The organism is Empedobacter sp. R750 (assembly GCF_030324345.1).
GTDB classification, from domain to species: Bacteria; Bacteroidota; Bacteroidia; order Flavobacteriales; family Weeksellaceae; genus Empedobacter; species Empedobacter falsenii_C.
Genome location: NZ_JACAGF010000001.1, coordinates 288111 through 309687, shown reverse-complemented (window position 1 = coordinate 309687; position 21577 = coordinate 288111). Strand labels below are relative to the sequence as shown.

Below are 21577 nucleotides of genomic sequence, written 5' to 3'. Positions count from 1 at the left end.
TGTTGTTTTAAATAGCTAATACTTTGTATAAATCATCCATTAGGGTAAACAGACGGTTTTCAAAATCAAAATCAGCTTTGATAATTGCGGTTTCGTTAATGGGAGTATAAACAGTAGGTTCTTCGACACTTCCGTATTCGTTGAACTCTGCATTAATACTTTCTTCAATGTTGTTATACAGGTTACCTTTGGTATCAGCAACAAAAGAAATATACATTTCCATTCCGATTGATTTATTCTCATCATCAAAATATGGGTTTTTATCGGGAGTTGGCTGATTTCTGAAAATTGATGTTTTCGGATATTCCGTATAAAGAGCAAAGGCATCGGAAGCAACTTTATAGCAATTGCGGTCAAAATCGGTGTGACTTTCAAAATGGTTCAAACGCTGTTCAAACATTTCCAGATTCTTCCGGTTATACAACTTCTGCTCTATTTTGTCGCCTATGGTTTTCGATATTATAAATTCACGCCTGAACTCCTGTATATCTTCTTCCGCTTCATCACCCTGTTCTATCCAATCTTCGTGCATTTCGTATATCCAATACAGATAGCTTTCCTGTCTTCTGTAATAAGGAACATCTACAATGTGATACAGATAACTGCAAACCGAAAGTAATAGTTGGGCGTTCTTTTTACAACTCTTGTCGTGGAGCATTTGAAAAAGCGGTACAATGGGAACATAATAAAGAGATGTTCCTGTATAATATCGTTCCTCTTTCGCAAAATGGATTTTCTTATTGTTCCGAATGAGCTTAAAACTTTTCCAATCTTCATTGGTGTACTTCACTTTGTTTTCTATATCCCACATTGCCAAAGCCATATTATAGGGAAAATTAAAATCTTTGGTCTGCATTGGTTCAATATTGTATTGTCGGGCAAAATTGGAAAGGGATTTATAAAAATCCCTCTCTGTTCTTGCAATTATTTTACAATCTTGTATGGTTGATATTTCTTCCTGTTTCGGTAGAAATCGGCACTTTAGAAAACCATTGGAAGCATTGCTATTGGTACGGATTTCTGCTTGTCTTTCCGTATCTCGTTCGCTGTTTTCGGTTTTTGAAGCCACTTTGCGAACTCTCCCAACTGTCGGTGTAATCTTCGTTGTTGCTGTTCTTCGGGAACGCTGATTGCTCCCGATATAATATTGTGTTGCATATTCCATTGTTTACGGTTTTAAATTATCCTTTTGTTCCCATTATGCTTTCAAATAAGTATTGAACGGTATCATCTTCAATTTTTGGTGCGGAAACTTTAGCGGTGGTTAAAATCGGGTAATTATTGGCATAAAAATTCATAACCGCTTCTACGCTCCATTTGGGTTCGGGGTCTGTCAAACGAATTTCCTGTCCGTTGTCTTTGAGGATAAAAACCCTTTCTAATTGTGTTGCTAATAACATTGTTCTGATTTTTAAGATTAGACTTCGGTTGGAGTTTCTGAAAAAAGATTATGGGCGAAATGACTTTCGTATTCATCCTGCTTTTTGCGAATAGCTTCGGCAAAATCGGGGTTTTCCGATATTTTGGGAAGTGCCGACCACGCTTCTTTGTATTTGCCCTCTTTTTCAAGTGCTTCGGCTTTTTGGAACGCTTCCTTGTATTTTTTCGCTTTGGCTTCCTTTTCCTTTTTTTCCCTGTCCGCTTTTTCCTTTTCCATTGCGGATTGCTTTTTAGCTTCTTCAAGCTGTTTCATAAAGGTTTCCATATCCACCATTAATCCCGAAGCGGTCTGTAACGGTACGGAAATGGTTTCAAAAAATCCGTTGTCGAGTTCTTCGGCTGTTCCCCGAAGATTCAAAGGCGGAATGAGCTTTCTTGCTTCATCCCCACATTGCTCATTATTGAGCAATACGGAAAGGACAAAACTGTTTTCTGTGGTCGGGCGAAGCGTGATTTGCAAATCTCCCGAAAGATTTATTTTTGCGAGTTGTCTGAAAAAATTGGCCTGCATATTAGTTTAGTTGATTGTTGTCGGTTGATGGTCAATTTTAGATAATTGACCGTTGATTTTTCGTTCTAAAAGAATTTCCAAGATTTCTGCATCGCTGTTATAGGTCTCGCCCTCAAAGTGGTAATTATCGGTTTCTTCGTCATATTCGTACTGCTCAAAATCTTCATCTTCGAGATAGATGTCTTGAAGTATTCCGTTGTAGTACCTTGCTTTTCCGTAGACAAGATTGCCCATTTCTTCGTAATCCTGCACAAAATCTACTTTGTAATGTTCTGCTATTTCTTGTACGATTTCAATATTTGGCGACCATTTGGTTTGATACTGAAATACTTCTGTATTATTGTCATCAGAATACAAATCGAAGAAATATCCGCCATTGTGTTGATTTACCCACTCGGGAAGTTGCCCTTTTTGTTCCTGCTGTTCTTTGGTTGCCATTGCATGAAACAACCATTTCATTTGTTCAATTGCTTCGGGACTTCCCTCGAAAACAACTGTATTACTGCACCAGTTTGCCATAATTTTTGATTTTTAAAGGTTCTGCTTTTTCGTAAATGTAAGTACCGCTTGTTTTGAAAGGATTAGTTCCCTCGGTCATTCGGATTTCAGATTGAAAAATTTTTGAGATTCTTCTCGCATAGCGTACTGCGGTGGTTCTGTCGCAAAAGATTTGATAACCTACGGCTACATCTTCCCAATCTATTTCAGTGTTTCTGTGTTTAACTTGAAAATTGAATTGTGCTTCCATATTTCTGAATTTTAAAATGGTAAATCGTCCTCTGTTTCTTCTGTAAAAACATTAGAGGTTTCGGTTGGTTCATTGTAATTTTGTGATTTCTGTCCGCTTCCGTGAAATTTTATCCGTGAAGTATTGAAGTTTAATCCCGACTTTATTTCTCCGTCTTTGCCTATCCACGCATTACTGCTGATTCTTCCCGATAGTTCCACTAAAGTTCCCTTGGTAAGATATTCTGCTATCTTGGCATTTATCCAATATGAGCAATTGTAATAGGTGGTTTGTTCTTTGCGTTCGCCTTGCTTGGTTTTGTAGCTGTCGTTGGTTGCTACTGAAAAATTAACGACCTGTTTGTCATTTGCTAATGTGTTGATTTCTGCATTTCTTGTAATTCTGCCTACGATTGTGTTCATAATTTTTCGATTTATTTTGTTAATTTTTTAGTTGATTGTTGGTTGAAATTTTCGAGTGAATTGATTTGGTATCGAGGACACTCGGCTTCTTTTTTTTCTTTTCTTTTTGAGAAAAGCATTATTTGTCTTTATTGTTTTTGTTAATTTTTTCGTTGATGTCAAAGAACGTCTGCTGTTAAATTGATTCGTATAACTGAGGTTCCGGCTTTTTCTTTGCCGATGATTACAGGACAGCATCAGGCACACAAAACCCGATTCAATTCCCGTAATTGCTTACAAGTTTTGAATCGGGCTTGAAATCTTTTTGCTCTGAGAGTTTAGGAGTGTCTGGAAAAATTGTTGGAGCAAGGCGGAAAGAATTTTTATAGAAACCCAAAAAGATTTTTTTGAGTGAATGATGCTGCCCTACATTTGCAACAGTAAAAAGCAAAACCACAGTTGGATACGATTTGGCAGATGTTTTTGAATTGGAAGATTAACTTAAAATATGAGAGTAACGCTTACTTATAATAATGGTCTTTTAAATTTAAATAATGTATAAATGTATTTTAAGGAAAAATTATATTTTGATAATTCGATTTTAGTATCAGTTCCAATAAGGATTCCAACTATTGAAGGGACTATGTCTCACTCTAACGTAATTGCTGAAATATTAGTAAGAAACAGATTAAGCAATGAATGTGTCTACCTACTTTAAACGGCTCGCAGCAATTATCAAAACTAGTGAACAATATTTTGTTGAAAAAAGAAATCAGATTCAGACACATTTGGGGCATTTTTTTAACCTAAATTAATTATGAAACCTATTCTAATTTTAATAGATGATATATTGATTTTTAACGGTACCAATAATTAATTTTACCTGACTAAAAATTATCCTATTATGCTCCTTTGTTTATTTAATTTTACTATCTGATTTGGTAATTTATTATCTTAAAAAGTTGTATATTTTTCATAAATGTGGATCACATGTATATGAAGGCATAATTTCAAACAAAAATAGTTTGATATTAAACTGTTTTATTTATATCTTTGTCCTATGAAATTAAAAGATCAAAAAGACATTGCTAGTATTTTATCTTTAATAGTTACTATACGAGATATTCGCAAGGTCGTTCGCAATCACTTTTCAAAAAAAATGAAAGAGCATCACATTGATGTTACCATCGAAATGCTAGAAGTGTTGCATATTCTTTGGGAAAAAGACAATATTAAACAACAAGATATTGTCGATAAAACCAACCGAAACAAAGCCAGCATTACTTCTTTGATTGATAATATGACTGCAAGAGGTTTGGTACAACGTAACCCAGATCCAAACGACAGACGCAATAATTTGGTGGCCTTAACTTCGGAAGGAGAGGCTTATCAACAAAAGTTAATTCCAATTTTAAAAGAAATGTATATATCCTTTCAAACAGATGTTACCGATGAGGAACTTGAAAGAACAACAGTAGTATTTAAAAAAGTTTTTGACACCATAAGAGAATAGATAATTCTATTTTTTTATCTAAATAGTTTGAATTCAAACAGTATTACAGCAAACTTAAATTACAAATGAAAATGAAACCCTTAATTGCGATGGTATGTATTGGTGTTTTAACAACCACCACCATTCACGCACAACAAATTACAGAAAAAAAGATTAGCATCGAGGAGTTGTTTGAACTCACCAAAGAAAATCACCCCAATCTTGCCGTTTCTAAAGCCGATATTTCTATCGCTTCGCAAGGTGTAGATGTTGCCAAAAATGCCATGTTGCCAAGTCTTAACACAGGTTTACAGGCGTATTATATAGGCGATTCTTACGTTATTGATAAAGATTTTTCTAATTCGACAAAGGTTGAGATGCCTCATTTTGGGAACTCTTTCACTGTTGATGCTTCTCAATTACTTTGGAAAGGAGGAACCGTAAAAAACAGCATTAAAGCGCAATCGCTTAAAGAGGAATTGATGCAATTGAATTATCAATCTAACGAACAAAGCATCAAACTTTTGGTATTGGGCTACTATTTAGATTTATACAAATTAGACAATCAAAAAGCGGTTTATGCACAAAATATTCAGTTAGCAGAACAGCGATTGGCAAATAGCAATAAATTTTATAATCAAGGAATGGTTACCCGAAATGATGTGATTCGTGGAGAATTACAACTTTCTAACCTGAAGCTCGCTTTGCAGGTGGTTGAAAATAACCGTCAGATTTTAAACAAACAGTTAACCACTGCTTTGGGTTTGCCCGATACCACTCAAATTCTGATTGATCAATCGGTTATAGAGCAAATTCCTACGGTTTTACAACTCGATGATTATAGAACGTTAGTTGAAAATCATCCAACGGTTTTGATGACCGAAAAAACCATCGATATTTATGAAACTTCACAAAAAATAGCAAAGGCAGAAATGATGCCTTCACTATCAGCTTTTGCAGGGAATAAATTGGCTCGACCAATTACCACAACATCGCCTGTTGTTGATATGTATTCTAATGGTTGGAGTGCTGGATTGGCTCTTAATTTTAATATTGATGCGTTATACAAATCGCCAAAAAAAGTAAAACAAGCACAGTTTGAAAAAGACAAAGCCATTGCTCAAGCCAATGAAGCCCGACAAATGATTGATGTGGCTGTAAATGCAGCTTATATCAAATTCAATGAGTCGCTTACGCAAAACAATACGCTAAAAACCAATACCGAATTGGCAGACGAAAACTATCGTATTATGAATAGCAAATACAACAATCAATTGGCAATTTTGCTGGATTTGTTAGATGCTAGTAATGCCAAATTAGATGCAGAATTACAGTATTCCAATTCAGAAATTAATATCATTTATGCCTATTACAAATTGCTAAAAGAAAGCGGAAATCTATAATCATCAAATTAAACAATAAGAAATAAGATGTCACAAAATACAGAAAACAATTCGTCAGAAAACATAGAGAATAACGAGCAAACTCCACAAACGGAAACGGTTCAACCTCAAAATAAAACTAAGAAAAAACCTAAAAAGAAATTGAATATCGTCAATCTTTTAGTATTGATTTTGGTTGCTATTGGTTTTTACTTTGTTGTGAAATCATACTTTAATGTGGGTAATGATAAGTTCACCAATGCGGCTCAGGTTGAGGCTTTTATTAACCCGATTAATACCCGTGTTTCTGCCTATATCAAAGAAATCCGTTTTACAGAACACCAATTTGTAAAGAAAGGCGATACGCTACTCATCTTAGACGATAGAGAAATTCAAACCCAACTTGGGCAAGCAGAAGCGGCGTATATGTCGGCAATGGCTTCGCTAAATGCAACCAATAGTTCGGTAAAAACGGCATCAAACAACGTGAATACAATGGGTGCAAACGTACAAGCAGCAAAAGCAAACATGGATGCAGCAAAAGCACGACTGTGGAATGCTGAGCAAAATTTTAATCGATACAAAAATTTATTGGCAGATGAAGCGGTTACTCGTCAGCAATTTGACCAAATGAAAACTGATTTTGAAGCACAAAAAGCACAATTGGAAGCACAGATTTCGCAATACCAATCGGTTATCAATTCAAAAACAACAAGCGAATTGTCGGTGAATGAAGTACAAGCAAAATTAGGATTGAACGAAGCAGAAATCAAACGTGCCGAAAACGCATTGGCAATGGCAAAACTGAATTTATCTTATACCGTAATCACAGCTCCTCACGATGGAATTATGGGAAGAAGAACGATAAATATCGGACAATTATTAAATCCAAGTCAGCAAGTAGCAACCATTGTAGATAGCAAAAACATTTGGGTTACTGCAAATTACCGTGAAAAACAAATGGAAAATGTGAAGATTGGAGGTCTTGCAAAAATTAAAATTGATGCCCTTGGAGGAAAAGTCTTTGAAGGAAAAATCACTGCCATTTCCGGAGCAACAGGTGCCAAATATTCGGCTGTTCCGTTGGATAATTCAACTGGAAATTTTGTAAAAGTTCAACAACGACTACCCGTTCGTATTGAATTTACAAAAGAGAATAAACCCGAAGATTTAGAACAACTTCGTGCCGGTATGAACCTCGAAGTAACATTGAAATAGAAGATTATAAAATCTCAAAAATAAATTATGTATAACAAAGGTCCATTTGCAAGTTGGGTACCCAAGCCGTTGATGCTATTGCTTATACTTGTAATTATATTTGCAACACTGACCGTTTCGGGTGTGTATGTTAGTACGATTACCGATGTTTCGGGTGCAATGGCAACCTATACGGAATATATTTCTTTGGCAAATAATGCTGGAGCAATTGGTATGGGTACTTCCATATTTATCGTGTTACGGGTAAAAATGCGTTTTCGTAGTAAAGAAATTATTACCACCTGTGCTATTCTTATTGCAGTTTTATTGTATATGTGTGGCACAACAGAAAATCCTTGGATTTTGGTGGTTTGTAGTTTTTTTATCGGGTTTTTTAAAATGTTTCCGATGATTGAAATGCTTTTGCCCTTAATGTTTATCATTGCACCTACGGGAGATAACGGAAGATTTTATTCGGTTTTTTATCCACTAACCATTGTTTTATCGCAGGTTTCTGCTTATTATTTCTCGACTTTGGTTTTCAACGGAAGTTGGCAATCACCTTATTTTATGATGGCAGCTGTAATGCTGGTAGTAGCTGCATTGTCGCAAATTTTTCAGCACAACCAACGCTTTTGTTTTAAAATGCCTTTGTATCAAATCGATTGGCTTTCCTTGGTCTTGTTTGCAGCTTCGTTTATGTGTTTCAATTATGCTTTTGTGTTTATGAAACAACAAGGCTGGTTTATTTCGCCTTAGATTAACGCTTCGTTACTTGGCGGATTAGTACTTTTTGGTTTGTTGATTTACCGTCAAAATTTCTTAAAACGAAAGCTGATTAATTTCAAAGTATTCAAACGTCCTAACGTTATTCATGCAACAGTTTTACTCTTGTTGTTAGGGGTTTATATGGCAAGTACATCGGTTTATACTCAATATGCAGTTGGTGTATTAGGGTATAATAATTTGGTAAATGCACATACTAATTTATGGATGGTTCCTGGGATTATAATTTCGGGAATTATGGCATTCTTTGGTTTCAAAAACAAATGGCCAATTAAATATTATATCGCTTCTGGTTTTGTTGCTTTTGCGTTGCACTCTTATATTTTATACGCAATTATTCAACCCAATATGAATATTGAATATTTAGAATATGCAATGATTATCAAAGGTTTGGGAATGGGCATACTTTTTATAGGCGTATGGTTTTATGCGTCTCTCAATTTATCTATGGACTTACTTCTTGGGATGATGGGCATCTTGATTGCAGTACGTTCGTTTTTAGGAGCTGCCATTGGAAGTGCCATTCTCAGTTGGGCTTCTTACCAAGCACAATGGCAAAGTTTGAGCGATATGTTTAATCAGTTAGATGTGGGATTAATTCCTAACGGAATGGCGATATATCAAAATATAAGTTTAAATGCCGTAATGGCTTCTTCTAAAATAGTATTGGGTTCTTTAATTTGGTTATTGCTGCCAATACTACTGTATATATTCACTCATTCTTACGGAAAATTTAATTTTAGAAGAGTGGTTTTATTGCGAAAAAGAATAAGAGGAAATTCGGTAAAAGGATACAAATTGTCTTAAAAAAATAAAGAGAAAATAAATGAAAAAAATACTTTTTTTAACCGATTTCTCAAAAGTAGCTCAAAATGCTTTTGTGTATGCATTATCTGTTGCAGAAAAAACAAAGGCAGAAATTCACATTCTACATATTACTGCTATTATGGAGGCAAAAGATGAAGTAGAAGAAATGCAAGTACATGCGATGGCTAATGCTTACAAAAATAATTTAGAAAAAGAAGAATGGGGAAAATTTAGAGCTGAAGCAGGAAAATTAGAAAAAATAGCCAAAGAATATCATCAAAAAGACGTTCCGGTAGAATTTCACCTAGAAAACGGCCCTTTCTTGGAAGTGGTGTTAAACTATATTGACGATAACGATATTAGTTTATTGATTATGGGAACATCCGGGGCAAATACGGTTGATAAAAAACTATTTGGTTCTAATACCGAAAATTTAATCAATAATTGTTCTATCCCGATATTGGCGATTCCGGAGAAAGCAACTTTTGTAAACAGCAATAGTTTGTCTGTTGCCGTTATGTTGAATGATACCGAAATTCCAATTATTAAAAGATTATTTGAAAAAACAGCGCAATATGGTTACAAAATTAATTTTGTACACATTATAAAATCAATAGAAGAAACGGAAATGGTGAAAGCAAAAGTTGATAAATGGCTAGAAAATTTCAAAGAAAATAATCTAATTATTGATGTAATTAACAAAGAAAATATTGAAATTGGTTTAATGGAATATGCTTACAACACAAACACACAAATACTTTCTATCATTCATAGAGATTTAAGTTTTTGGCAAAGAATATTCAAAATCAATCACAGTAAAAATTTACTTCAATACTCAGATATTGCTTTATTAATTTATAATAACAACACAATTTATAACAACTAAAAATTTTTATTATGGCAACATTTTTTAAAAGCATTCGCAACACCGTAAAACATTGGTATGTACCAGCAATTATCGGTGTATTATTTATCGTTTTGGGCGGTTATTTATTTACTGTTCCCGAAGCAACTTACTTTTCATTGGTAATCCTTTTTAGTTTATCGTTTTTGTTTTCGGGTATCTTAGAAACTTTGTTTTCTATCCAAAACCGAAGCGAATTAGAAGGTTGGGGTTGGTATCTTGCCAGCGGAATTTTCAGTTTATTGATAGGTTTACTTTTGGTTATTAAACCCGCTGTTGCCGCTACAACTTTACCATTCTTTATTGGTTTCAGCTTGTTGTTTCGTTCTTTTCAAGGATTAGGTTTTGCTTTCGAATTGAAAAATTACGGTATAATGAAATGGGGAAATCTTGCTATTTTAAGTGTTCTGGGAATTATTTTTTCTTTTTTACTAATTGCTAATCCTATTTTTACAGGCATTTCGCTTGTAGTAATAACGGCATTATCGTTTATATCTATTGGTATCAGTGCCATTGTGTTGTCTTTCCAATTAAAGAAACTTAAAACTCTTCCAGGAAAATTAAAAAAAGAACTGAAAGACAAAATCGAAGATCTAAAAGAAGAATATTACAAAAATATTCAAGATGAAGATTAATTAGAAATGCTATTTTCACAGAAATAGAACATCATACAATAATAAAAAACTCAGATAGATAAAAAACTTGTCTATGCTTTATCTCGAAAGGCAATTTATTAAGAAATTACACCGAATACTTTTTGTAGATAAAAAGGTAAACACCTACTAGGTCACCAATAATAAATCAAAATAGAGAGATAGGCTATAAAATTTTTAATAATTGAAAGATGAATAATTTTGGTATAACTGTTTATAACGGTAAAGAATATAGAAAAAAACTAATCCTCGACAGACCATTTTATCCTCAAAACTCCTCATTTTTCATTTTGAAAAAAGGACATATTGTCTATGAAAAAAGATTGAATACAATAGAAATAAATGAACCGGTTTTAGCATTTATGGACAGCTATTCGGCTTACCAATTTTCTCATATAAGCGATGATATTGAATGTTATGTAATATCATTTACCAGAGAATTTATCGAGAGTATCAGTCAGAAAATAAATAGCCTACATATTTATACATTTTTTAAAGAGAATTTGGAAAGGCAGTTTTTCTTAAATGAGCTACAGCTTAATGAACTCTTTAATTTTGCCCCATTACTAAAAAGTCTTTCAGATAATTCAAATAACTATAAAAACAGTAAAGAAATAATTGAGACTGTTTTTTCTGGATTGATACAATCTATTGCGAATTATGTAGGTGAAACAGCAAAGAGTTCAAAAAAAGTTTCCAGAAAAGAACTCATTTCGTTAACCTTTTTAAGAAATGTTGAAGAAAATTTTAAAAAAGAAAAAAATGTAAAATTCTATGCCGACAAACAGTGTTTAACCGTTAGGCATTTATCAGAAACAGTGAAAAATGTTATTGGAAAAACAGCCAGTCAAATAATTTTAGAATTCCAACTTAAAGAAGCAAAAGCCATTCTTCTCGACACCGATAAAAGTATTTATCAAATTGCTACTGAATTAGGATTTAGTGACAGTTATACCTTTGGTCATTTTTTTAAAAGGCACGAACGCATAAGTCCTTCTCAATTCAGAAAAAAATAATTTAACCTCCTGATTAAACATTTATTTACTTATTTTACATCTAAACATCTAATAAAATCCTACTTATAAACATTTTTTACCCACTTTAAGTTCTGTTTTTATATTGTAATTCATCATAATTTTGTAATCAAACGTTTGATTGTATGTTATTATGAATCGAGGACAAACTAAATCAACAGCAACCGATTCTCCCAAAAACCGAATAAAAAGTGAAGCTACTTTGCTTTTTGCGATGTATGGATTTGAATCTGTCACGACAAGAGATATTGCAGAAAAGGCAACTATCAATGTCTCTATGATTTCCTATTATTTTGGTTCAAAAGAAATGCTCTTACTCGATGTGATTGATGATTTTATTGGGTCCTTTAACAAAATGAAAAATCAAATAGACCAGATAACAGATCCGTCCGAAAAAATCGATTATGCCCTACAAACTTTTTTTCATATATGTATGGAAAACTGGCAATTAACCCACATCTTCTTACAAGAACAGGGAAAATCAAAAAGTGCTCTTTTTCAGGATAAAATAATGCTGTTTAAAACAAAAACGATTAACGGTTTAAGAAATATAATAAAGCAAGGCGAAATAGAAAACAAATTTAATCCTGCTAAATCTGAAAATTTATATTGCTTATTAGTCGGCTCTATTCACAACTATCTATGTCTTCCTGAGATAAAATCATTATTACTCCTACCTGATGAAAAAGCACTAAAAGATCAGAATGAACAATTTTTACACTTTTTACATTCAACAACTAAGAGTTTGTTATACAAATAATTAAAAAATAAAAAAACCACACATAAAATGAAATATTCAAACAAAAGATTATTTGACTTTTTACTTAATGCTAATTTCAATGAATTACCTGAAAAATTTTTAGAATTTAAGAAAGAAAACAAGTGGCAAAATTATACGCCCATTCAATTTAAAGAAAAAATTTTCGAATTAACAAAATCGCTGTTAGACAAAGAAATAAACGGAAACAATCCTGATGTTGATCAAAAAGCAAAAGTGGGTTTAATCTGTTTTTCATCACCCGATTGGTTGGTTGTTGATTTGGCAACTCAAATGACCGGAGCAGTTTTGGTTCCGTTATACCCAAATATTTCAGAAACAGAAATTACAGCCATTTTTAACGAAACAGAACTGGAAATATGTTTTGTTGACAGTTTGGAGCTGTACGAAAAACTAAAATCGATACAACAGCAAACGCCAAAACTTAAAGAAATTTATGTGATGGACGATGCTTCTCCAGACCAAATCAATTGGAAACAATTACTTCAACCTTGCACAGATGATGTTGCTCAGGAAATCATAAAACATTCCGAACAAGTAGCCTCAAACGATGTTTGCACCATTATTTACACATCAGGAACAACCGGTTGGCCAAAAGGCGTTATGCTTTCACACAAAAATATACTGTCTAATATTGAGGCAACATCTAATGAAATTTTTGAAGAACTGCAATTAAAAGAAAACAAATCGCTTAGTTTCTTGCCGTTAAATCATATTTATGAAAAAATGATACTTTACACCTATATTTATAACGCATTCACCATTTCGTTTGCAGAAAGTATAGACCAAGTAGCAAATAATTTAAAAGAGGTAAAACTGTATGTGTTTTGTGCCGTTCCAAGATTGTTAGAAAAAGTATATGAAAAAATAATTTCGGCAGGCGAAGCTCAAAAAGGATTTAAAAGAAACTTGTTTTTTTGGGCTGTAAAGCTTGCCAATCAGTTTGATTATGACAAGAAATTTAGTTTTAGCTACAAATTGCAGTTGTGGTTAGCAGACGCACTGATTTACAAAAAATGGAGAGCCGCAATTGGAGGAAACGTTCAAACTATCGTAATTGGTGGTGGTGCTTGTCAGGAGCGTTTGGTGCGAATATTTGGTGCTGCAAAAATAAATATTATCGAAGGCTACGGACTTACGGAAACCTCACCAGTACTTGCATTTAACCGAGTTGGAGCAATAAAACCAGGAACGGTTGGAGTTCCGTTGCAGTCGGTGAAAATTAAGATTTTAGAAGACGGTGAAATTTGCTGTCAAGGTGATAATGTGATGGTTGGTTATTACAAAAATCCAGAAGAAACCAGCAAAGTTATCATAGACGGATGGTTTCACACGGGCGATATTGGCGAAATGATTGACGGAAAATACCTTAAAATTACCGATCGAAAAAAGGAAATGTTTAAAACTTCGGGTGGTAAATATGTTGTGCCTCAACCAATAGAAAATAAACTAAAAGAAAACTTTTTAATCGAACAAATTATGATTGTTGGTGATGGCGAAAAATTTGTTTCGGCACTTATTGTTCCCAATTTTAATGGCTTGGCAGATTGGTGCAAAAAACATTCCGTTAGCTATAACGGAAAAGAAGAAGCCATAAAATCTGAAGAAATACAAGCAGTTTATCAAAAAACTATCGACAAATACAATCCGCAGTTTAATCACGTAGAGCAAATTAAAAAGTTTGTTTTATTATCCAACGAATGGACTGTTGAAAGTGGCGAACTCACTCCAAGTATGAAGATGAAAAGAAAAGTAATCTTACAAAAATATAGTGAGGAAATAGAGAAAATATATAACCAATAGCAAGCAAATTATTTCAACTGGTTTTACGAATAATTAAACATAACATAAACTTAAATATTATGAACTTTAAGAACATCACTGTCGCAGGAAGCGGCGTTTTAGGTTATCAAATTGCATTTCAAACAGCATTTTCAGGGTTTAAGGTAACCGTTTACGACATCACAGATGAGGTATTGGAAAAAGCAAAAGCTAAATTCCAAAGTCTAAGCGAATCATACAAAAAAGATTTGAATGTTACACAAGAACAATTAGACGAAACGTTTAAAAATTTGAGCTACAATTCTGATTTAGCAGAAGCTGTTAAAGATGCAGATTTGCTTATAGAAGCTGTCCCTGAAAACCCAGAAATCAAAATCGATTTTTATAAAAAGTTGGCACCTTTAGCTCCTGAAAAAACAGTTTTTGCAACCAACTCTTCTACGCTTTTGCCAAGTCAGTTTGCAGAGGTTACAGGACGACCGAACAAATTCATCGCGTTGCATTTTGCCAATGAAATATGGATACATAATACTGCCGAAATTATGGGACACGCAGGTACAGACAAAGCAGTTTTTGATGATTTAGTAGCATTTGCAAAAGCCATCGGAATGATTGCACTTCCAGTATTGAAAGAACAACCAGGTTATATTCTTAATTCACTTTTAGTTCCTTTTTTACATGCTGCGACAAATCTTTGGATTAATGGAATTGCCGATCCCGAAACTATTGACAAAACTTGGTTGTTGGCTATTGGCGGAACGAAAGGACCTTTTGGAATTTTGGATATGGTGGGAATCAATACTGCTTATAACATCAACAAAATGTCGGCAGAAAAAGCTCCCGACGAAACCAAATTGAAACTGATTGCCAAATACAAAGAAGAGTTTATCGACAAAGGAAAATTAGGAACGTCCACAGGTGAAGGTTTTTACAAATACCCAAACCCTGCTTACGAGGATAAAGATTTTTTGAAATAATTAGCTATGTAAAAATTAACAACTTAACAATGTAAAAATAATGAAATATAGTGAGCGTTTTAAATTAGCAAAAGCCAAATTTTATAATGAAATTGGCACTGAGACCAATCGGGAAACTTTTATAAAAGAATTTGACTTCATTTCAAACGCTCATTATTTTTTGCAAGGAACAGGCTTATATCATTGCAATGAACATGATTTAACATTTGATGTCGCGTTTGATTATTATAACAATACCGGAAATTTTGGGAGTTTAATAAATGTTCCTGATAGCGATATCTCTGAAAATAAATCATTCAAATATCAGGTGTATTTTCCGAAAGATACGCAAAAAACGAAAAAAGTCACCTTACTTTTTCACGGATTTAATGAAAAAGACTGGGACAAATATTTGGTATGGGCAGAAACAATATGTGAGAAAACCCAAAGTGCGGTAATATTGTTTCCTATTTCATTTCATATGCAAAGAGCTCCGAAGTTCTGGAGTAATAACAGAGAAATGTATAAATTAAGCTCTCAAAGAATGGAACTGTTCCCTAATATAGCCAATTCATCACTTTCAAATGCTGCTATAAGCACCAGAATTCATGCAATGCCACAGCGATTTGTATGGTCTGGACTTCAAACTTATTACGACGTTATTCAATTGATTGAAGATTTGAAAGCCGGAAAAAATGAGTGGATAGCAAAAGATTTTGAACTTAACCTTTTTGGTTATTCCATTGGCGGTTTTTTAGCTCAGATACTGAAATTATCAAACTACAAAAACTATTTTTTTAATACAAAAGTGTGTCTTTTTTACAGTGGAACAACATTTAACAGATATGCTCCCGCATCAAAGTTTATTTTAGACAGCGAAGCAAATGTTGCCATGTATTCCTATTACGTTGAGCATTTTGATACCATCCTTAAAAAGGATAAATTTCTTAATCATTATATCAAGCAGCAGCACACCGAGGGAGAAGTATTTTATGCAATGTTGGATTTTAGTAAAAAGAGAGAATTTAGAGAGGCTCTTTTAAAAAAATATGAAAGCTATTTTTATGCAATCACGTTGAAAAAAGACACCATTATACCCTCTTTTGAAATTATCAATACGTTAAACGGAGCTTATAGAAATATAAACATAAAAGTAGAGGAAATTGATTTTAACAGAGAATATACCCACGAAAATCCATTTCCGAATACAGAATTACAATCCAATCAAATCGATGAAGATTTTGATTTCGTATTTAATAAAATAAGCGATTTTCTAGGATAATTCTTTTGCTATGGAAAAGACACTGTTCGTTGAATTTTATATTGTTCCAATAGAAGGAATTAAGATATTCCGTATAAATTCCACCCTGTTTTTTGCTCTTGGGAAAAAGGTAGAACTAATTGATATTACCATTGTATCTTTTGGATTTACATAAATTATATTTCCATTCTTTGTTGTTCAAAGAATTTTTAACTACTTGATTTTTTCAAATGTTGAAATTATTTTTGGCATCAAATTAAAAAAAAACGATGGAGTCATTTGAAAAAAAAGAGAGGAACTTTTGTCTTTGCCGCTTTCAAATTTGAATAATGAGAATAGGTAATCCTGACTGAAATTGTCAAAAGGTGTATATTTCAATAAATACAGTAAAAAAAGAGGTGTGAAAATATCTTTATATTATTTGATATTTATAATTTTGTATTGTGCAAAAAATTGAAACTATTCAGGATTTTTATAAAACGTTATTAGGGGATGTAGACATCAAATCCGATAGTGATGGTATAGGTCATTTCAATGTTTTTCCTCGTAGTTATTATTCTCCCACAAAATCCTTTCATCGGCGTGATTTTTATAAAGTTTCATTAATAACTGAAGGTACTGGTATTATACACTTTGCAAATGAGGACTTTGTTATAGATCGTCCCGGATTATTCTTTTCTAATCCTCTGATTCCCCATTCGTGGGAACCTACATCAGCCAATCAACAAGGTTGGTTTTGCTTGTTTACGGAAGAATTCGTACAATCGTGGGAACATTCTTTTTCGGTTAAAGATTATCCGATGTTTCGGTTGGGGGAAAAACCTATCATTTTTCTTGATGATGAAGCCAAAGAAGATATATCTTATATTTTTCGAAAGATGGTACAGGAAATGAACTCTGAATACATCTATAAATACAGTAAGCTTCGAAACTATCTCCAGATACTTGTTCATGAGGCACTAGAACATTATCCAGAAATAGGATTACGTAACAAACAGGTGGATGCCGCTCATCGCATTACCTATCGTTTTTTAGAATTACTGGAAAACCAATATCCGATAGAAAACACTGATATGCCTCTAAAATTACGGACCGTGCAAGACTTCGCCTTAAGTTTATCTGTACACGAAAACCACCTGAATAGTGTAGTAAAAGAGATTACCGGAAAGAACCCTTCACAACACATAGCCTTTCGCATCACAGAAGAAGCTAAAGCTCTACTCAAAAATACAGACTGGACGATAACAGAAATAGCTTATAGCCTATTATTTGAATATCCTTCTCACTTTACAGGTTTCTTCAAAAAGAATGTAGGAATATCTCCAAAAAAATATAGAAGAAATATTCTTTGATATTTATAAAAAGACCTTTGAAATATTTTAATTCATTTCGTGTATCTGAACTTAACTTTGCAACATCTAAAACAATTAAGTTATGAAATATCGAAAATTAGGAAATACTGACGAACAACTGTCTGCAATCGGATTGGGATGTATGGGTATGTCTCACGTCTATGGTGAACGAAATGATGAAGAAAGTATTGCTACTCTGCACAAAGCTTTGGATTTAGGCATTAACTTCTGGGACACAGCAGACTTTTATGGAAATGGCGAAAATGAGAAACTTATATCTACTGTTTTAAGACCGAACAGGGATAAGGTATTTATTGCTACAAAGTTCGGTTTTAAATACACCGGAGGAAATCATCTGACAAATTTCGCAGATACATTTGATGGCTCTCCCAAATGGATGAACCAGGCGGTAGAACTTAGTCTGAAAAGATTGAATATTGACTGCATAGACCTCTACTATGCTCACCGTGTAGATCCAAAAATTCCGATAGAAGAAACTGTCGGTGCAATGGCAGAATTGGTAAAAGAAGGGAAAGTTCGTTATTTAGGATTGTCAGAAGCCTCAGCAACAAGTATCCGAAAGGCAAATACCGTCCATCCCATAGCGGCATTACAGAGTGAATACTCATTGCTGACTCGTGATCTTGAAAAAGAAATTTATCCTACCGTAACCGAGTTAGGTATTTCTCTTGTGCCTTTCTCTCCCCTTGGCAGAGGGATGTTTACAGGGGATTTTGATGTATCCACGTTTAAACAGGATGATATTCGTTTTCAACTACCTCGTTTTCAAGGGGAGCATCTGATCAATAATCAAAAGTTAATGAAAGATTTGACAGCGTTTGCACATGGAAAGAATATTAATGCATCGCAACTGGCTCTATCTTGGATTTTGGCAAAAGGAGATAATATTATCCCTATCCCTGGAACAAAGAAACGCAAGTATCTGGAGATGAACGCAACAGCAGTAGATGTGGTGCTGAGTGATACAGACATTGCGGAAATCGAAGCTATCATAGCCAGCTATCCGAACACAGGAGATCGCTATACATCGGATGCTATGAAGCTTGTAAATAACTAAAAGTATTCCGTTCTGAAATAAGAATGGAAAAGAGAAGAATGGAATTTGTTCACTGTATTTGGAATATTTTTTTGATGGAGTAATAGCCATTAACTTACTGTCAAATCCAAAATACTGTTGAGATCAATCCTAAATTAACAGGAGAATTGGCAACTTACGGTATTACGAATTTTAGCAACCTCATACTTAGAGCCTTTCTGAGGCTCTTGTTTGCTCTCAGATATGCAATACATAGTTTGGTTGAACGGTTTGCTCAAAATTCACCATTAAACAAATTGGACGTAGATACTTTTTACACGCCTGGGGAAAAAGAATTTACAGATTACCCAAGTTTGGAATCTAAGTGATGAAATGAATAAATCAAAATTTGAAATGGTGAATATTAGCACAATTATTTAGGAAGCCTTTTCGAGAATGGATATTGAAGTCGGCAGGATGCTCCAAATCTTAGGCAACTAATAAAATACCCTTTTGTAGTCAGAGGCATCTATTGTTCTTTGAATGAAGGGCAAATGTTTAATTTCTATTTCGGGGTCTGTCCAATATAAAGTTCGTTGAATTTTATATTATTCCAATAGAAGGAATTAAGATATTCCGTATAAATTCCACCCTGTTTTTTGCTCTTGGGAAAAAGGTAGAACTAATTGAAATTACCATTGTATCTTTTGGATTTACATAAATTATATTTCCGCTATCGCCTATTGCGGCAAAGCAATTGTTTTCCATATCATCAATTATCCACCAGAGATAACCATAAGATAAACTACCAAAACTGCTGTGTTTTTTAGTGCTTTCTTCAATCCATTTAGAGGATAAAATCTGTTGATTTTCCCATTTACCTTTGTTTAGATATAACTGCCCAATTTTAGTCATATCTCTTGCTGTTAAAGTCAGGCCCCAACCTGCTGTGTTTATTCCTTCAGGACTTATTACCCAGCTGTTTTTGTTTTTTCCTTTAATAAAATCTATGTGTTGTTCTTTGTTATGAAGCTGTAAACTATCAGGTTTTTGTATAGCCAACGGAATAAATAGGTTTTCTGTAGCAAAATCAAGAACGGATTGCCTGGTTGCCTTTGCAATAATTCCAGACAATACCTGCAATCCTATTGTTGTGTATTTGAATTCTGTTTCGATAGATTTTCCACCCAATAAATCCAATACGCTTTTTGTCCAGTTTTCACTCGAATAGACTTTGGTATATGGCTCACTTTTAAATTTATAAGGAGCAGTCATTGTGAGCAAATGTTCTATTTTTATATTCTGTATTGATTTTTCTCCTCTTTTTATTTGATATTCCGGAAAGAAGTCTAAAACATTTTGCTCCACACTCTGTATTAATCCTTTATCTATAGCAATCCCAATAAGGATAGATATAATGCTCTTAGTAACAGATGCTATATGAATTGTGTCGTTCTGGGCATATCCCTGAAAATAGCTTTCGTGTGTGATTTCGTTATTTCTCTGCACCACAATTCCTGTGATATTCTTATACTCTTTTTCTATCTGTTCAATTAAGTTTTCAGGAAGATGCTTCGCCATACTGTTTTATCTTTATTAATAGCTCTTTTTTGCCTAAAGAGACATTTTACAATTTTACTTACTCAAAAAGAAGCAAATAATGGTGTTTGCAAAATTACAGAAAAGAACAAACTGAAAACAGTTCCATTATAAAAAAGCTAATACTGTAACAATTCTTGAAAATATTTTTTTGTTTTAATTCAAAATGATACTTCTCTACCTTTAAAATAAAAGAGTATATAACAAAAAACAGTTGTAACTAAAAACAATGAATGTCATTTTTTTGTTTTATGATTTGATATTTATAAAAAAAATACTGGCTCATATGAGCCAGTACAACAAATGATGAAAAAAAATAATTTTTTAGAAGACGGACATTATTGTAATAATGAAAAGAGCGCTTTGCTGTCAAAAAAATTATTTGTATTTTCTGTATATATAGATATTGTGGTTATACTACTAATAGTTTTTTCCATTTCGCAACAGTATTTCTACTTAAACCAAAATGATTTGCTAATTGAGAATTATTTAGTTGGTTCTTTTTCTGATAATCCAATATGTGTAGAATATCGGTTTTACTATAGGAACGGTGTTTTTGGTTGAAGGAATTTGTTTCTTTTGCTGTACCGAAGATTATTTTATTCAATACAATAACATCTATTGTAGAAACGCGTGTTTTTGACAAGATTTTATTACACGCCTCTTTTTTATGAGGAAATTTTTTATCGAGAATATCGATATAAATCTGCTTGTAATTGGGTGAAGTCCCACTCATAACTAAGTTTATTTAAAATGAATTAACAACTTTGTATTCTGGTAATTGGTGCTCATAAAAGTAGATACACCTTAGCTCTATACCCAATAGATATTCGGTAATCACGATATCTGTAACTTTATCCTCTTCGAAAATAAAAGCAATTTCATCCCAAAACAGAACCCGCCAATGTTTTCTAAAAAACAAAATATCGTTATCTGATTCCTTTAGTGGATTTTTCCAATCTTTAACCACGTGTTTTCTTGTCTTATGTAGATATTTATCTACTAAGTTTTTGAGTTTCCGTATTTGCTGATCCATTTGTATAAGGTTGTTTTGGGGATTCGGTAACGTTCTATGACCTGATTTTTGGTCATTTCTTCTGTAGAAATCTGTTCCAAAATAAAGTCAATAACTTCTTTGGTGTAAATATTTTTTCTAAATTGGGGAGCAGATGTTTTATTTTCAAATAAACCTTTTGAAGAAGAAGAAGAAGGCGGAGAATATAAAATCAAATGTTGACTGTATAACCTAAAAAAATCATACTCCAAAAGCTTACTCCATTTTAAAAGTAAATCGGTAGATAGATGCTCTTCTTTATACATTTCTTTGATTTCTGCTTCTGTTGCTTTCATAAAATTACAGATGCGGGATATTTCTATCCCGCTTTCTGTAACAAGTTGATTGATTAAAGAGCCTATATGGATTTCTTTGAAATTCACTTTTTAATAATTTTTATCATCATCTTGTTATTCTCTAATATT

23 protein-coding genes are annotated in these 21577 nt (G+C 33.3%); 14 read left to right on the top strand and 9 right to left on the bottom strand.

Annotation, left to right across the window (positions count from 1 at the left end; genetic code table 11):
* Positions 1 to 7: 7 nt before the first annotated feature.
* Genes HXZ74_RS01595 through HXZ74_RS01570 form a run of 6 tightly spaced genes read right to left on the bottom strand, consistent with a single transcriptional unit; the run spans position 8 to position 3100 of the window.
* Positions 8 to 1165: a hypothetical protein gene (locus HXZ74_RS01595; RefSeq protein ID WP_219034796.1), complete on the bottom strand. Its 1158-nt coding sequence runs from the start codon at positions 1163 to 1165 to the stop codon at positions 8 to 10.
* A 16-nt stretch (positions 1166 to 1181) separates the two neighbouring features.
* A complete protein-coding gene (locus HXZ74_RS01590) occupies positions 1182 to 1400 on the bottom strand; it encodes a PRTRC system protein C (RefSeq protein WP_219034795.1) in 219 nt (72 codons plus the stop codon).
* 17 nt (positions 1401 to 1417) lie between these two features.
* Positions 1418 to 1951, bottom strand: a complete 534-nt coding sequence (locus tag HXZ74_RS01585; protein ID WP_219034794.1) for a prtrc system protein e — start codon at positions 1949 to 1951, stop codon at positions 1418 to 1420.
* A 6-nt stretch (positions 1952 to 1957) separates the two neighbouring features.
* On the bottom strand, positions 1958 to 2470 hold the full coding sequence (locus HXZ74_RS01580) for a DUF1281 family ferredoxin-like fold protein (protein ID WP_219034793.1): 513 nt from the start codon (positions 2468 to 2470) through the stop codon (positions 1958 to 1960).
* Positions 2451 to 2699 carry an addiction module toxin RelE gene (locus HXZ74_RS01575; protein ID WP_219034792.1) on the bottom strand — a complete coding sequence of 83 codons (249 nt, stop codon included), beginning with the start codon at positions 2697 to 2699 and terminating at the stop codon, positions 2451 to 2453. The genes HXZ74_RS01580 and HXZ74_RS01575 overlap by 20 nt, the downstream gene beginning before the upstream one ends.
* A gap of 11 nt (positions 2700 to 2710) precedes the next feature.
* Complete coding sequence (locus tag HXZ74_RS01570; protein ID WP_219034791.1) at positions 2711 to 3100, bottom strand: single-stranded DNA-binding protein; 390 nt, start codon at positions 3098 to 3100, stop codon at positions 2711 to 2713.
* Positions 3101 to 4139: 1039 nt separating this feature from the next.
* Here HXZ74_RS01570 and HXZ74_RS01565 point away from each other — a divergent pair.
* The 14 genes from HXZ74_RS01565 (at position 4140) to HXZ74_RS01500 (ending at position 18541) form a co-directional block, all read left to right on the top strand.
* Positions 4140 to 4592, top strand: coding sequence for a MarR family winged helix-turn-helix transcriptional regulator (locus HXZ74_RS01565; protein ID WP_286473539.1), 453 nt, complete (start codon positions 4140 to 4142; stop codon positions 4590 to 4592).
* Between the two features lie 65 nt (positions 4593 to 4657).
* Positions 4658 to 5974, top strand: coding sequence for a TolC family protein (locus HXZ74_RS01560; RefSeq protein ID WP_257468187.1), 1317 nt, complete (start codon positions 4658 to 4660; stop codon positions 5972 to 5974).
* A gap of 27 nt (positions 5975 to 6001) precedes the next feature.
* Positions 6002 to 7171, top strand: a complete 1170-nt coding sequence (locus tag HXZ74_RS01555; protein ID WP_286473537.1) for an HlyD family secretion protein — start codon at positions 6002 to 6004, stop codon at positions 7169 to 7171.
* Between the two features lie 72 nt (positions 7172 to 7243).
* A complete protein-coding gene (locus HXZ74_RS01550; RefSeq protein ID WP_286473534.1) occupies positions 7244 to 7909 on the top strand; it encodes an MFS transporter in 666 nt (221 codons plus the stop codon).
* Between the two features lie 39 nt (positions 7910 to 7948).
* Positions 7949 to 8743 carry an MFS transporter gene (locus HXZ74_RS01545; protein ID WP_286473532.1) on the top strand — a complete coding sequence of 265 codons (795 nt, stop codon included), beginning with the start codon at positions 7949 to 7951 and terminating at the stop codon, positions 8741 to 8743.
* 19 nt (positions 8744 to 8762) lie between these two features.
* Complete coding sequence (locus HXZ74_RS01540) at positions 8763 to 9629, top strand: universal stress protein (protein ID WP_286473530.1); 867 nt, start codon at positions 8763 to 8765, stop codon at positions 9627 to 9629.
* Between the two features lie 11 nt (positions 9630 to 9640).
* A complete protein-coding gene (locus HXZ74_RS01535) occupies positions 9641 to 10282 on the top strand; it encodes an HdeD family acid-resistance protein (protein ID WP_219034786.1) in 642 nt (213 codons plus the stop codon).
* A gap of 209 nt (positions 10283 to 10491) precedes the next feature.
* Positions 10492 to 11316 (top strand): helix-turn-helix domain-containing protein, encoded by an 825-nt coding sequence (locus tag HXZ74_RS01530; RefSeq protein WP_219034785.1) that lies wholly within the window; start codon positions 10492 to 10494, stop codon positions 11314 to 11316.
* Positions 11317 to 11467: 151 nt separating this feature from the next.
* Positions 11468 to 12094: a TetR/AcrR family transcriptional regulator gene (locus tag HXZ74_RS01525; RefSeq protein ID WP_219034784.1), complete on the top strand. Its 627-nt coding sequence runs from the start codon at positions 11468 to 11470 to the stop codon at positions 12092 to 12094.
* A 27-nt stretch (positions 12095 to 12121) separates the two neighbouring features.
* Positions 12122 to 13915, top strand: coding sequence for an AMP-dependent synthetase/ligase (locus HXZ74_RS01520; protein WP_286473529.1), 1794 nt, complete (start codon positions 12122 to 12124; stop codon positions 13913 to 13915).
* A 59-nt stretch (positions 13916 to 13974) separates the two neighbouring features.
* Positions 13975 to 14871, top strand: a complete 897-nt coding sequence (locus HXZ74_RS01515; RefSeq protein ID WP_286473527.1) for a 3-hydroxyacyl-CoA dehydrogenase — start codon at positions 13975 to 13977, stop codon at positions 14869 to 14871.
* A 40-nt stretch (positions 14872 to 14911) separates the two neighbouring features.
* Positions 14912 to 16132 carry a DUF6051 family protein gene (locus tag HXZ74_RS01510; RefSeq protein ID WP_286473525.1) on the top strand — a complete coding sequence of 407 codons (1221 nt, stop codon included), beginning with the start codon at positions 14912 to 14914 and terminating at the stop codon, positions 16130 to 16132.
* A gap of 422 nt (positions 16133 to 16554) precedes the next feature.
* Positions 16555 to 17463, top strand: a complete 909-nt coding sequence (locus HXZ74_RS01505) for a helix-turn-helix domain-containing protein (RefSeq protein WP_286473524.1) — start codon at positions 16555 to 16557, stop codon at positions 17461 to 17463.
* A gap of 82 nt (positions 17464 to 17545) precedes the next feature.
* Entirely contained in the window at positions 17546 to 18541 is a 996-nt protein-coding gene (locus HXZ74_RS01500; RefSeq protein WP_286473523.1) for an aldo/keto reductase, read from the top strand.
* A gap of 561 nt (positions 18542 to 19102) precedes the next feature.
* Here the strand turns inward: HXZ74_RS01500 and HXZ74_RS01495 are convergent.
* The 3 genes from HXZ74_RS01495 to HXZ74_RS01485 all read right to left on the bottom strand — a co-directional run bounded on the left by HXZ74_RS01495 (position 19103) and on the right by HXZ74_RS01485 (position 21448).
* The gene (locus HXZ74_RS01495; RefSeq protein WP_286473521.1) at positions 19103 to 20080 is read right to left on the bottom strand and encodes a serine hydrolase domain-containing protein; all 978 of its coding nucleotides are present in this window, start codon (positions 20078 to 20080) and stop codon (positions 19103 to 19105) included.
* A gap of 430 nt (positions 20081 to 20510) precedes the next feature.
* Positions 20511 to 20834: a helix-turn-helix domain-containing protein gene (locus tag HXZ74_RS01490; protein ID WP_286473518.1), complete on the bottom strand. Its 324-nt coding sequence runs from the start codon at positions 20832 to 20834 to the stop codon at positions 20511 to 20513.
* A gap of 266 nt (positions 20835 to 21100) precedes the next feature.
* Entirely contained in the window at positions 21101 to 21448 is a 348-nt protein-coding gene (locus HXZ74_RS01485; RefSeq protein ID WP_353655978.1) for a hypothetical protein, read from the bottom strand.
* Positions 21449 to 21577 lie beyond the last annotated feature (129 nt).

Excerpts from the sequence above, each read along its gene's own strand:
- HXZ74_RS01565 (WP_286473539.1), top strand. The coding sequence starts at position 4,140 with ATGAAATTAAAAGATCAAAAAGACATTGCTAGTATTTTATCTTTAATA.
- HXZ74_RS01590 (WP_219034795.1), bottom strand. The coding sequence starts at position 1,400 with ATGTTATTAGCAACACAATTAGAAAGGGTTTTTATCCTCAAAGACAAC.
- HXZ74_RS01585 (WP_219034794.1), bottom strand. The coding sequence starts at position 1,951 with ATGCAGGCCAATTTTTTCAGACAACTCGCAAAAATAAATCTTTCGGGA.
- HXZ74_RS01540 (WP_286473530.1), top strand. The coding sequence starts at position 8,763 with ATGAAAAAAATACTTTTTTTAACCGATTTCTCAAAAGTAGCTCAAAAT.
- HXZ74_RS01550 (WP_286473534.1), top strand. The coding sequence starts at position 7,244 with ATGCTATTGCTTATACTTGTAATTATATTTGCAACACTGACCGTTTCG.
- HXZ74_RS01495 (WP_286473521.1), bottom strand. The coding sequence starts at position 20,080 with ATGGCGAAGCATCTTCCTGAAAACTTAATTGAACAGATAGAAAAAGAG.
- HXZ74_RS01530 (WP_219034785.1), top strand. The coding sequence starts at position 10,492 with ATGAATAATTTTGGTATAACTGTTTATAACGGTAAAGAATATAGAAAA.
- HXZ74_RS01485 (WP_353655978.1), bottom strand. The coding sequence starts at position 21,448 with ATGAAAGCAACAGAAGCAGAAATCAAAGAAATGTATAAAGAAGAGCAT.
- HXZ74_RS01555 (WP_286473537.1), top strand. The coding sequence starts at position 6,002 with ATGTCACAAAATACAGAAAACAATTCGTCAGAAAACATAGAGAATAAC.
- HXZ74_RS01525 (WP_219034784.1), top strand. The coding sequence starts at position 11,468 with ATGAATCGAGGACAAACTAAATCAACAGCAACCGATTCTCCCAAAAAC.
- HXZ74_RS01570 (WP_219034791.1), bottom strand. The coding sequence starts at position 3,100 with ATGAACACAATCGTAGGCAGAATTACAAGAAATGCAGAAATCAACACA.
- HXZ74_RS01535 (WP_219034786.1), top strand. The coding sequence starts at position 9,641 with ATGGCAACATTTTTTAAAAGCATTCGCAACACCGTAAAACATTGGTAT.
- HXZ74_RS01490 (WP_286473518.1), bottom strand. The coding sequence starts at position 20,834 with ATGAGTGGGACTTCACCCAATTACAAGCAGATTTATATCGATATTCTC.
- HXZ74_RS01575 (WP_219034792.1), bottom strand. The coding sequence starts at position 2,699 with ATGGAAGCACAATTCAATTTTCAAGTTAAACACAGAAACACTGAAATA.
- HXZ74_RS01510 (WP_286473525.1), top strand. The coding sequence starts at position 14,912 with ATGAAATATAGTGAGCGTTTTAAATTAGCAAAAGCCAAATTTTATAAT.
- HXZ74_RS01560 (WP_257468187.1), top strand. The coding sequence starts at position 4,658 with ATGAAAATGAAACCCTTAATTGCGATGGTATGTATTGGTGTTTTAACA.
- HXZ74_RS01515 (WP_286473527.1), top strand. The coding sequence starts at position 13,975 with ATGAACTTTAAGAACATCACTGTCGCAGGAAGCGGCGTTTTAGGTTAT.
- HXZ74_RS01500 (WP_286473523.1), top strand. The coding sequence starts at position 17,546 with ATGAAATATCGAAAATTAGGAAATACTGACGAACAACTGTCTGCAATC.
- HXZ74_RS01520 (WP_286473529.1), top strand. The coding sequence starts at position 12,122 with ATGAAATATTCAAACAAAAGATTATTTGACTTTTTACTTAATGCTAAT.
- HXZ74_RS01580 (WP_219034793.1), bottom strand. The coding sequence starts at position 2,470 with ATGGCAAACTGGTGCAGTAATACAGTTGTTTTCGAGGGAAGTCCCGAA.
- HXZ74_RS01595 (WP_219034796.1), bottom strand. The coding sequence starts at position 1,165 with ATGGAATATGCAACACAATATTATATCGGGAGCAATCAGCGTTCCCGA.